The 12,297-nt window shown below is 39.0% G+C and carries 11 protein-coding genes; 4 read left to right on the top strand and 7 right to left on the bottom strand.

Annotated elements, in window-relative coordinates:
* Positions 1-24: 24 nt before the first annotated feature.
* Positions 25-1,581 carry a class I adenylate-forming enzyme family protein gene (locus tag ACIQXV_RS12270; RefSeq protein WP_402959131.1) on the bottom strand — a complete coding sequence of 519 codons (1,557 nt, stop codon included), beginning with the start codon at positions 1,579-1,581 and terminating at the stop codon, positions 25-27.
* A 45-nt stretch (positions 1,582-1,626) separates the two neighbouring features.
* Positions 1,627-2,385 (bottom strand): DUF169 domain-containing protein, encoded by a 759-nt coding sequence (locus tag ACIQXV_RS12275; protein WP_402959133.1) that lies wholly within the window; start codon positions 2,383-2,385, stop codon positions 1,627-1,629.
* Between the two features lie 699 nt (positions 2,386-3,084).
* Here ACIQXV_RS12275 and serC point away from each other — a divergent pair.
* Complete coding sequence (serC, locus tag ACIQXV_RS12280) at positions 3,085-4,182, top strand: 3-phosphoserine/phosphohydroxythreonine transaminase (protein ID WP_402959135.1); 1,098 nt, start codon at positions 3,085-3,087, stop codon at positions 4,180-4,182.
* A gap of 173 nt (positions 4,183-4,355) precedes the next feature.
* Entirely contained in the window at positions 4,356-5,201 is an 846-nt protein-coding gene (locus ACIQXV_RS12285; RefSeq protein WP_402959137.1) for an EcsC family protein, read from the top strand.
* Positions 5,202-5,271: 70 nt separating this feature from the next.
* Here the strand turns inward: ACIQXV_RS12285 and ACIQXV_RS12290 are convergent, their stop codons facing one another.
* From ACIQXV_RS12290 to ACIQXV_RS12300, 3 genes are all read right to left on the bottom strand, one after another.
* A complete protein-coding gene (locus tag ACIQXV_RS12290; protein ID WP_402959139.1) occupies positions 5,272-6,273 on the bottom strand; it encodes an LLM class flavin-dependent oxidoreductase in 1,002 nt (333 codons plus the stop codon).
* Positions 6,274-6,428: 155 nt separating this feature from the next.
* Positions 6,429-6,578, bottom strand: coding sequence for a hypothetical protein (locus ACIQXV_RS12295; RefSeq protein WP_402959141.1), 150 nt, complete (start codon positions 6,576-6,578; stop codon positions 6,429-6,431).
* A 96-nt stretch (positions 6,579-6,674) separates the two neighbouring features.
* Positions 6,675-7,154: a hypothetical protein gene (locus tag ACIQXV_RS12300; RefSeq protein WP_402959143.1), complete on the bottom strand. Its 480-nt coding sequence runs from the start codon at positions 7,152-7,154 to the stop codon at positions 6,675-6,677.
* A gap of 190 nt (positions 7,155-7,344) precedes the next feature.
* On the opposite strand from ACIQXV_RS12300, the gene guaC reads away from it, so the two are divergent.
* Complete coding sequence (gene guaC / locus ACIQXV_RS12305; protein ID WP_402959145.1) at positions 7,345-8,328, top strand: GMP reductase; 984 nt, start codon at positions 7,345-7,347, stop codon at positions 8,326-8,328.
* 254 nt (positions 8,329-8,582) lie between these two features.
* Positions 8,583-9,566 carry a ring-cleaving dioxygenase gene (locus ACIQXV_RS12310; RefSeq protein ID WP_402959147.1) on the top strand — a complete coding sequence of 328 codons (984 nt, stop codon included), beginning with the start codon at positions 8,583-8,585 and terminating at the stop codon, positions 9,564-9,566.
* Positions 9,567-9,667: 101 nt separating this feature from the next.
* On the opposite strand, the gene opuFB is transcribed toward ACIQXV_RS12310, so the two are convergent.
* On the bottom strand, positions 9,668-11,185 hold the full coding sequence (opuFB, locus tag ACIQXV_RS12315) for an osmoprotectant update ABC transporter permease/substrate-binding subunit OpuFB (protein WP_402959149.1): 1,518 nt from the start codon (positions 11,183-11,185) through the stop codon (positions 9,668-9,670).
* Entirely contained in the window at positions 11,178-12,146 is a 969-nt protein-coding gene (locus ACIQXV_RS12320; protein WP_402959151.1) for an ABC transporter ATP-binding protein, read from the bottom strand. The genes opuFB and ACIQXV_RS12320 overlap by 8 nt, the downstream gene beginning before the upstream one ends.
* Positions 12,147-12,297: the final 151 nt, after the last annotated feature.

Consider the following 12,297-nt stretch of genomic DNA (forward strand, 5'->3'; position numbering starts at 1 on the left):
CACATTTTAATGAAAAACAGGTGGTTAAACCGGATAATTAGAATATAGATTGCTATATTTTTCCCTTAAAACGTGCTTTTGAATTTTTCCAGTGATTGTCTGTGGGAGTTCAGGCACAATTAACACTTCTTTAGGTATTTGGAAAGATCCCAGCTGTTCTTTGCAGTGATTTAGGATGTCGTTCTTCGTCGCTTCCTCTCCTGGTTTTAAGACGACGAAAGCCGTTACGGCTTCGATCCAGTGCTCATGTGGTAACCCCACAGCGACAGCATTTAAGACTTTCGGGTAGGATAACAGCACCTGTTCAACTTGAATGGATGCCACATTTTCCCCGCCTGTCTTAATCATATCTTTCTTTCGGTCGACAAAGACGAGCAGTCCCTCCTCATCAAAGTAACCTAAATCTCCTGTATGATGCCAACCAAATTGTTGTGCTCGTTTTGTTTCCTCTGGATTATTGAGGTAGCCTGCCATTACATTCGGACCGCGGTGAACGATTTCCCCGACTTCTTTTTTGCCAAGGAATTTCCCACTTTCATCCATAATTGCTATATCAGTAATTAATGATGGCACGCCCCAATATGGACCAGATTTACTAAGTTGATCCTCTGGTTTAAACACACAGGTGGCCGGATACATTTCGGTTTGCCCCGAACCAAGAGCAAATTCGCATCCAAGTTCATTGATCCCTTTTTCAAGCGTATTTCGATCCATCGGTGCCATCGCGTATAAACAATAGCGCAGACTTGATAAATCATATTTATTAAAGGAAGGATGATAAAGGAATGCTCTGTACATCATAGGCAGACCAAACATCCAGGTAATCTGTTCTTTTTCAATTGTTTTCATAAATGATTCCGGCTCAAATCCTTGAATGATGACAACGGTTGCACCCAGATGGAAAAAGGAAGCCGCAAGTGCATGTTGAGCGCAATGGAATACGGGCATCAACAGTGTCGCAATGTCCTCTCTATTCATGCCGGCCTCGATAATATTCGCCAGACTGGCAATGAATACCGCTTGATGATTAATGAGCACGCCCTTCGGTGTTCCGGTTGTCCCACTTGTAAACATAATCTGGGCAATATCCCGATCACCAATATCTACTTCCGGTTCATCTATTTTAATAGTTTGAAGTGCATTTTCAAATTTATCTGTTTCAAGAGCGCCATTGCCAATTACGAGTAATTCCGGACACATACTTGAAAATTCTTCTTTTTTTCCCTGTAAAAATAACTCGTCACATATAAGCACTTTTGCTTGTACTTCCGAAAGTATATAGGCCTTTTCATTAAAAGAAACTCCCGGATTAAGCGGAACCCAGACTAGACCTGCTTTAGCAATTCCGATAATGGCAACAAGAAATTGCCACGAATTACCGCAAATAGTTGCTACCGCGTCCCCCTTTTCTAGCCCAAGATCCAATAAGTAGTGGGCAAAGCGGTTGCAATCCTCGTTAAAATCTTTATAGCTAATCCTATTATCGCCGGAAATAATCGCGGTTTTCTTTGGATATTTTGCTGATGTCCTGCGAACTATATCACCTATAGCCACACGATTTAATGAAGTTATTTCACTCAATACACGCTCACTCCTCATTTTTATTATTGAGACAACATTTGTACTTTATTTACCATAGCTCACCGCAAGACCATTTCTTACATCCTGCTGGATCCCGTATTGCGGAATCGGATACCTAAATCCATTTCGGCTCAACTGCTTCATCCCTTCAATTGCTTTCAGTAAATCATCTGGTGATAGGGCCATTAAGAGCTCAACATCTAAAACTCCCCCATACCTCCTTTCTGCATAGCAAGGAATAGACAAACTTGGTTTGCCCGTTTTCAATGCCCGTCCCCAGGAGTCCGCACAGGAAGATTCACCGACAATGCTCCAATCAAACTTCTGATAATTTCGCCACTGCAAACCATTTATGAATAAAATCATTTGCCCCGGAGTTGCATAAATCAAACAAATATCTGGCGGATTAAGACGTCCCGATACAAGTGGTGAAACAGCCATCGCCTCGTAGCTTCCATATGGAACAACTTCCATTGCCTGTTGATGTACGTTTGCATCTTGACCTGTTTCATACCAAACACCCGCATACTCTTTTCCTGAAAGCCACTTCTCATCTTGCGGATGAAGTCCAATCACGGCACCACATTGAGCACCTGCTAAATCCTCATTTGTAATCCCCACTGTCCAGCCAAGTCTAGCAGCCTGTGCCACGATTTGATCGGTTGTATGGATCTGCTGTGGACGCCTAACTTTTGGAATCGCTTCCATTTCTTCTTGGGTTTGGAATAACTTCATTCCAATTGGCTCCGTTTTAATTTTTATAAGCTCTTGTAAGTCTGAAATAATTGATTTCCATTCGTACATAAGAGTGGTTCCTCCTTACAAATAAAAATGTAGGTTAACAATCAGAGTGAAACGTCCAGAATATGGTTCTACCTTAAGTTTGCAAGAATTGTGCCAGCCTTTCCTACTGATAAATATAGTCTTGGTTACACACTCTTTGACAGTTTAGCTATGATGCTTTCATTTGTACAAATGTTTGAAAAAAACAACAGCTGTACAATTTTATATACACTGGATTTGTTTATGTAACATGGAATAAATTTTTAATCATGCTGAATAATTCCTTTCTAAAGAAATTATCCTTTTTTTAGGAAATAAAAAAAGAGGTCCTCTTTTTTAAAAGGACATCTAATAGGTAACTATATATCTTAACTTTTTTCTAAACTTCTATTAATTAAGAAAGGTAGACCAAATGGCATAAAAGAATATGCCAAGGCCCCCAAGAAATACACCTAAACATGCCAAACTTATCGGACTTCCCCATTTAATTTCTTGCATTCCTCACACCCCCTGAATTTATTTTCTGTCTGCAGACTTTTTCTAAGTCAACCTTTACCACTTCTATTATATAGTATATTTGTGATTATATGGCATCTGAAACCTAAACCATTGCTTGCTAAAATGCCTAAAATATTTATTTCATAATGTAACCGCTTTAATTTCCCAAATTTTTAAAATATATGATATATTCAAGTAAATAAAAAATGGGGTGAGGATAAAATGAAATTGCAAACACACCGCACATACAATTTTAATGCAGGTCCTTCAGCTTTACCTATATCCGTTCTAGAGAAAGCTCAGGCAGAACTGATTGATTTTCGGGGTACTGGAATGTCAGTTATGGAGCTAAGCCACCGAAGCAGCGCCTATGAGACCGTACATAATCAGGCGATTAACTCCTTAAAGGAACTTCTGTCCATTCCGGATAATTATGAAGTACTATTTCTCCAAGGCGGAGCAAGTCTTCAGTTTTCCATGATTCCAATGAATTTTTTACGCTCTGGGAAAAAGGCTGGATATGTGATGACCGGATCTTGGTCTGAAAAAGCATTCTCCGAGGCGAAACTGTTTGGGGATGTTTATCATGCTGCTTCCACAAAAGAAAGCAGCTACCGTAGTATTCCAAAAGTTGATGAAATAGAGTTTAATCCTGACGATGCTTATTTACATCTTACTTCCAACAATACCATTTATGGTACACAGTGGACTGATTTCCCTGACACTGGGGATGTTCCGTTAATTGCAGATATGTCGAGTGATATTCTATCTAAACCGATTGACGTCAGTAAGTTTGCCCTTATTTATGCCGGTGCTCAGAAAAATCTTGGCCCATCAGGCGTGACTGTTGTCATCATTCGCAAGGATTTGCTTGAACAAGCAAACACCAATATCCCAACAATGTTAAAGTACAGCACACATGCGAAGAACAACTCCTTATATAATACACCGCCAACCTTTGGCATTTACATGCTGGGAGAAGTCCTTAACTGGGTACGTGAAATAGGTGGATTAACGGCAATCGCTGAACAGAATGAAAAGAAAGCTAAACTAATCTATGACGGAATTGACACTAGTAATGGTTTTTATATTGGCCATTCCGAGCCTGACAGTCGCTCACTCATGAACATCACTTTTAACTTAAACTCAAAAGAATTAGAAAAGAATTTCTTAGAACAAGCAAAACAAGAAGGTTTTGTAGGAGTAAACGGCCATCGCTCCATTGGCGGATGCCGCATATCAGCCTACAATGCCGTTCCTTTTGACGCATGCAAAGCATTCAGTGAGTTTATGATTCAATTCCAAAAGGATAATAGCTAAAACTAAATCGCTATTTATCAAAAACGGAGGCATTCTTTTAATAGAATTGCCTCCTCTTTACTTATAGAGTTGTAGACATTTTTAAAAAAGAATAATTCAACCTTACAAGTTGAAACTAGTTTTATACTTGTCCGTATATATATTTTAAATGACGAATGCGGAGTTGATACATTTTGACAACAGTTGAATCAGCTGATTTTTTAAAGGGTGAATTAAAAAAGATAAAAAAATGGGAAAAGGACCAAAAGGGTTTGTGGTTTTGGGAGAAAATTGGACGGTTGCCATTTGTGTTGCTCGATAAACTAACCCCAAAATTTATTCAAAATAAAATTGGTTTAATGATTGATGAATTAGGCAGCTTTATCCAGACCGGTGGGCAATATTTAATCAGTGAGAAAAGTATTTTAAAGAAGTTTACCGCCAAGGATTCCTCAATGGAACAAGATATCATTAGCATCGATCAATTGGAGCAGGTGCCGCTCGGCAAGATGGATGAGGTTGCAAATGAAATAAAAAACTCAAGAACAAACATGGCAACCATCCAAGGGGCAACAACAGGGATCGGCGGATTGTTTACTCTTGCAATCGATATCCCAATCCTCCTAGGATTATCACTAAAGGTTTTACAAGAGATTTCCATATGTTATGGCTATGACCCTAAGAATAAGTCGGAAAGGATATTCATAGTAAAATGTCTGCAATTTACCTCTTCAGATATTGTTGGGAAAAAGGCCATTTTAGAGGATCTTTCCGCATTCAACCATGACAAGCAGAACTCCCGCATGATTTCCCAATTGCAAGGTTGGCGTGAAGTTGTTACTACTTATCGGGATAGTTTTGGCTGGAAAAAACTTTTTCAAATGGTCCCGATTGCCGGAATGATTTTTGGTGCATTCATAAATAGATCATCAATTGGGGATGTAGCCGAAACAGGAATGATGCTATATCGGAAACGGAGAATAGTTGAGCGGATTAATCAATTAGAAAATAGGCAGGCTGCTTCGACAACCGAAAATTAATAACTAAAACAAAAAAGGCATGTACACCATGATACATGCCTTTTGTAATAGCAAAAATGTAGATTTGATCCTATTTCCCGTCCACTACTTCCTTCAATATTTCATACGAACGTTTTTGTTTTTCAGGATCATAAATATATGACACCGCCATGAGTTCATCTACGTTATATTTTTCCTGAAAACTAGTCAGCTGTTGTCTAACGGTCTCTTTGCTTCCTATCAGTGTCACGCTTGACATTGATGTAGCCATTTCTTTTTCCATTGGAGTCCAAAGCTCATCCATGCTTTCAACAGGTGGCTTTAAAGGCATTCGTGAACCACGTACTACATTTAGGAAAAATTGCTGCATTGATGTCGATAACCATTTAGCCTCTTGATCACTTTCCGCTGCAATCACATTTAAGCAAACCATCATATATGGCTTGTCTAAGTACTCAGAAGGCTGGAAACGGTCACGATAAATCGAAATTGCTTCTTCCATGTACCTTGGTGCAAAGTGGGAAGCAAATACGTATGGCAGACCTAAACTAGCCGCTAAGTACGCTGAATCGGTAGACGAACCAAGGATATAAATTGGTATATTCGTGCTAACACCTGGATAGGCTCTTACATAACTTTGCTGTTCTTCCGGGCCAAAATAAGTGAGCAAGGCCTGAACATCCTCCGGAAATGTATAAACCGCATCATTTTTCGAACGTCTTAAGGCATTGGCTGTCATCATATCAGTACCGGGAGCACGGCCGAGTCCAAGGTCGACACGATTTGGATAAATTGTGGCCATCGTTCCGAATTGTTCGGCCACCACTAATGGAGAATGGTTAGGGAGCATGATACCACCCGATCCAACCCGAATGTGATTGGTATGTTCTAATGTATGTTTGATTAAAATTGACGTAGCGGAGCTAACAAGTGTCGGCGTATTATGATGCTCTGCAATCCAATAGCGTTGATAGCCCATTTTTTCGACTGCTTGTGCAAGAACCACCATGGCATCAACCGCTTGCTTTGGGCCCTGACCCTCACGAATTGGGGCTAAATTTAAGACAGATACAGGTATTTGAATAGTTGCCATAATCAATTTATCCTTTCTTTAAGAGTTACACTCCAATCATACCAATTGGAATACAGGAATTACATTTATATGCCTATGATGGAAATTCCTCATTTTTGCAGCGTTTTTTTCAACCAAAAAGAGGAGAAAAATTCCTCCTCTTACAAATCAAAAGTCTATTTTACTTTATTATTTTTTGACTCTTGAATAGGTACATGTTTGGGTCGTTCTGGATACGATCCCTTTCCTGCATCATCTGGTCCAGTCAGGGTATTTCTTTGATCCAAAACTCTTCCGGTAAACTCAATCGGATTTCTATTTGCCATTGGTCGGCCTCCAAATAATAAGGTTTGTTGAAAATCTTAGCTTTTTTAGTATTGATAACTTTTTTAATTTTTATGTTGTCCAAAAAAAAGCAATGGTTACTTGTTTATTTCCGAACTGTTCATTTTTTTGTTGTTTGCTTGAAATAAATTTTTGGAGATAACATTTAGTTGATTGACAAATCGGTTAAAGCCAAATCCAACAAAGAAAGCAATACTTATTGGTGCATAAGGGGTGTCTTTATACTCGGTGAACTCAATTAAAAATAGACCGCTTTGGATTAAGGTGACAGCAACTACAGCTGTTCCTGTTGCAAAAATAGGATAAAAAATATACATAATCCACTTTCGATAATCTAGTAATTCCCCTTCCATATAGTGAGAACAAAACATGTAAAGGTGCCTTAATGAGCCGCCGATCGCTCCAGCGAAAAAATAGTAAAGAAAGATTTTGATTTGAGAAATAAATGGCAGTGCTTTTTCAAAGACTCCCGTCCACAGCAACCCTACTGCTAAAAAACTTCCAAAAAATAATAGACAAAGATATGTCAATATAATGGCTTTTAACCATCTTTTCAATATATCACCCCGCTTCAGATAATCTATCTTATGAAGCGAAATAATTATACATGCAAGCAGCCATTTTAGTTTTTATGATGAAAATTAATAGTTAAACCTTTGACATACTAATAAAAATGATGTAAATTAACAAATGTACGAACAATTATATATTATTAAACTTTAATATTCGTGTTTAGGGGTGCAATCCATGGAAAATGTGTTTGATTACGAAGATATTCAATTGATTCCAGCGAAATGTATTGTAAATAGCAGAAGTGAATGTGATACCTCGGTAACCTTAGGCGGTCATACCTTTAAATTGCCTGTAGTACCTGCAAATATGCAAACGATTATCGACGAGAAGCTTTCCATTTACTTAGCGGAAAATGGCTACTTCTATGTCATGCATCGGTTTGAACCAGAGAAGCGAGTTTCTTTTATTAAAGATATGAAAACACGAGGCTTGTTCTCCTCTATTAGTGTAGGCGTCAAAGAAGAAGAATATCAATTCATCCAGCAATTAGCTGACGAACAGCTCACACCGGATTACATTACGATTGATATCGCACATGGCCATTCCAATGCAGTGATCGAGATGATTAAACATATTAAGAATCATTTACCTGAAAGCTTTGTAATTGCAGGAAATGTTGGAACTCCAGAAGCTGTGAGAGAGTTGGAACATGCTGGTGCGGATGCCACAAAAGTAGGTATTGGACCAGGAAAAGTATGTATTACAAAGATTAAAACTGGCTTTGGGACTGGCGGCTGGCAATTAGCGGCACTGCGCTGGTGTGCGAAGGCAGCAAGCAAGCCTGTTATTGCTGATGGAGGAATTAGGACACATGGTGATATCGCTAAATCTGTCAGATTTGGGGCCAGAATGGTCATGATTGGTTCATTATTTGCTGGTCATGAAGAATCTCCAGGCGAAACCATTGAGAAAGATGGCAAGCTTTATAAGGAATACTTTGGTTCTGCTTCTGAATTTCAAAAAGGCGAAAAGAAAAACGTTGAAGGTAAAAAAATGTATGTTGAATACAGAGGTTCTTTAATCGACACGTTGAAAGAAATGGAACAAGATCTTCAGTCTTCAATTTCTTATTCAGGTGGAGACAAGTTAGAGGCAATCCGCAATGTAGATTATGTCGTTGTGAAAAATTCCATTTTTAATGGTGATAAGATTTATTAATTTTCGTTGGGTGAGCAAGGTACATTAGTACTTGCTCACCTTTTTATTTAGCAACACTCACATATCCATTGACAGGAAAAATGGTGCATGATACAATTTATCTCGAATTAAAGATATTTTAATTAAAAATAATCACCTTATCGAATTTCCATTTATAAAGTCTACTAAAGGGATGCCCTATTTCTTGAGTAGTGAACAAACTTAAAGTGAAATAATAAAAAATGGACAAAATAAGGTACATTGGAGGGTATTAAATGAACAGTTTAAAAGGAATTCACCATGTTACTGCAATCACGAGCAGCGCGGAAAAAAATTATGAGTTTTTTACCTATGTGTTAGGAATGCGTTTAGTAAAGAAAACAGTAAATCAAGATGACATCCAAACATATCATTTATTTTTTGCTGATGATGCGGGCAGTCCTGGGACTGATATGACGTTCTTCGATTTCCCCGGCATCCCTAAAGGGGTACATGGAACGAATGAGATTTCTAAAACGTCCTTCCGCGTACCAAGTGATGCTGCCATTGAGTATTGGGTAAAACGTTTTGATCGATTAAATATAAAGCATACTGGTATCAAAGAATTATTTGGCAAAAAGACTCTTTCGTTTGTGGATTTTGATGATCAGCAATACCAATTAATTTCGGATGAAAACAATAAAGGTGTAGCGAGCGGTACACCATGGCAAAAAGGACCAATCCCATTAGAATATGCAATAACTGGTTTGGGACCACTCTTTGTCCGCGTGGCGAACTTTGATTACTTTAAAGAAATGATGGAAAAAGTACTCTTATTTAATGAAATCGGCCAAGAAGGCTCATTCCATTTATTTGAAGTTGGCGAAGGTGGCAATGGTGCCCAAGTAGTTGTCGAATACAATGCCATTCTGCCACAAGCACAACAAGGTTTTGGTACCGTTCACCACGCGGCATTTCGTGTTGAAGATCGTACCGTTTTAGAAGATTGGATGAAACGAATAGAAGGCTTTGGATTCGGTACCTCCGGTTTTGTCGACCGCTTCTTTTTTGGGTCATTGTATGTAAGAGTTGCCCCGCAAATCTTATTTGAATTTGCCACAGACGGCCCTGGATTTATGGGGGATGAACCATATGAAACACTTGGAGAAAAGTTATCATTACCTCCATTTTTAGAGCCGAAACGAAGCCAAATCGAAAAATTTGTGCGCCCGATTGATACTATAAGAAGTTCAAAGGAATTTGTGAAAGAATACAATTAATCTGATTTCCGTCCTCATGAACACCTCATGAGGACAGTTTTTACTTTCAATGTTATTCTAAACAATGATAATCCTTTTGTCCCCGAGTCTTGTCTATTTATTTATTTTATTAATCCTTCTTTTTGTAAAAATTGTTTTGCCACTTCTTTTGCGCTTTTACCGTTTACATTTACCTGATAATTCATCTCTCGCATTTGATCGTCTGTTATTTTTCCAGCAAGCTTATTTAATGCGGAGGTGATTTCCGGATATTTTTGGACAGTTTCCTTCCTTAATAATGGTGCACCTTGATAAGGAGGAAAAAGATGCTGATCATCCTCTAAAACAAATAGATTATACTGCCTTAATTCACTATCGGTTGAATACGCATCAACCAAGTCAATATCCCCTGTTTTAATCGCGCTGTAACGGAGTTTCGGTTCCATTGTTTTAACGTTATCAAAGGTGATTCCATAAAGTTTTTGAATCCCGCGATATCCATCCTCACGATCGGCAAACTCCAAGGTAAAACCGGCCTTTATGCTGCCCCTCATTTTCTGCAAATCAGAAATGGTCGTTAAAGTTTCCTTTTCCGCTAACGACTTTGGAACTGCCAACGCATACGTGTTGTTGTAACTCATAGGTTTCAACATTTCCATATCAAACTTTTTTAACATCCCTGTCCGGGCTTGGTCATACACTTGTTTTCTATCCGTACTTACTGCCGTCTCTTTTAAAAATTCCGAAATGGCCGTTCCGGTAAATTCAGGGTATAGATCAATACTGCCTGACTTTAAAGCGTTGAAAACAAACGAAGTTTTCCCCAGACCGGGTTTAAGTTCAACATTTAAGTTTGTATCCTCCTCGATTAGCAGTTTATACATATTGATCAAAATTTCCGGCTCTGAACCAAGTTTTCCACCAATGACAATTTTTTTCTGATCATGGTTGGTAATAGAGGGAATTGCGATGATCAGAAGTGCTGCCGCTCCCATCACCCCAAAGGTAATCAAGGACTTTTTGAAAGATACTCGTTCAAATTTCCGTAAGAATACGTCAATAAGAATGGCAAGAACTGCGGCTGGAATAGCACCAAGAATAATAAGCGATGAATTATTTCTGTCAATTCCAAGAAGAATTATGTCTCCCAATCCCCCAGCGCCAATAAGTGCCGCTAACGTTGCTGTTCCTACAATTAATACCATAGCCGTTCGTATTCCGGCCATTATCACGGGAGTGGCAAGGGGGAGTTCTACCTTTACTAATCTTTGTCTTCTGTTCATCCCCATCGCTCTTGCTGCCTCAATAAGCGATGGATCTACCTCTTTGATTCCTGTGTATGTATTCCTAAGGATCGGCAGCAATGCATAAATCACTAAGGCAATAACTGCGGGTACTTTACCGATGCCTAACAAGGGAATTAAGAGACCTAATAGGGCTAATGATGGAATCGTTTGCAGGATGGCGGTAATGCCGATAATCCCTTCAGCAATCTTTTGCTTTTTTGTCAAATAAATACCGAGGGGAATCGCAACAAGGATGGCAAAAAACAAGGCAATAAGGGAAAGTTCAATATGCTCGAGCAAAGCACTCCATAATTGCGATTGTCTTTCTTTGAAAACATCTGCAAATTTATCCATTGCCATCACCTCTTTCCTGCAAACCATCCGCCATAAATTGTAAAGCTGTTTGCCTTGTTATGGAACCGATTATTTGACCTTCTTTTTCCACTAACAATTGTTCATGCTCAGTTAATAAGATAAGTGCCTCTCTTAATGAGGACGATGCCGGAATTGTTACGGAAGTAGATGACGGGCTTTGGCTGGTCATGAGTTGATCAATAATGTTTTCTAACCGGATATTCTCCTTTCCTCTAACTGATTGCACCCCCACAAACTCCCGGACAAATTCATTAGCTGGACTCTCGATCAACTCTTTAGGTGTCCCCACTTGAACAATTTCTCCATCCTTCATGAGACAGATTCGGTCTCCAAGCTTGATTGCCTCTTGCATATCATGGGTAACGAAAACAATGGTTTTATGAATTTTCCGCTGTAGTTCAAGAACGTCATCCTGTAATTTTTCCCTGCTAATCGGGTCAAGCGCACTGAACGGTTCGTCCATTAGCACAATTCCGGGATCCGATGCCAGTGCACGGATCACTCCAACTCTCTGCTGCTCTCCTCCAGAAAGTTCTTTCGGTTTCCGGCCCCGATATTTTTCCGGCGGTAAACCGACCATTTCCAACAATTCATCTGTTCGATGGCGAATTTTTTCATTGTTCCATTTCTTCAATTCAGGGACAATCGCTATATTTTCCTCAATCGTCATATGAGGAAATAATGCAATTTGCTGGAGGACATATCCCATGTTCCAACGTAGCTCGTGAATGTTGTAGTCACTAATCTTTTTATCATAGACAAAAATGGTACCGTCAGTTAATTCAATTAATCGATTCATCATTTTGAGCAGCGTGGTTTTCCCACAGCCGCTTGGACCAATGATGACAAAAAACTCTCCCTCTTTAATTTCCAAATTAATCGACTTGATAGCAGTGGTACCGTCTTTGTATCGCTTTGTTACCTTTTCAAAGCGGATCATTCTCTCACCCCTCGTTTCATCTTTTTTGCTCGATTTCATCACCTTTCACAGGAAATTAGTTCTTTCAATTAAGATAACAGAAGTTATCACTGAGTAAAAGAATAAGCATTTCGGCAATAAAAAAAGTTCAGTCACTATCCAATTTTATGGG

It is taken from the genome of Neobacillus sp. NPDC097160 (assembly GCF_044762155.1).
In the GTDB taxonomy this organism is placed as follows: domain Bacteria; phylum Bacillota; class Bacilli; order Bacillales; family Cytobacillaceae; genus Neobacillus.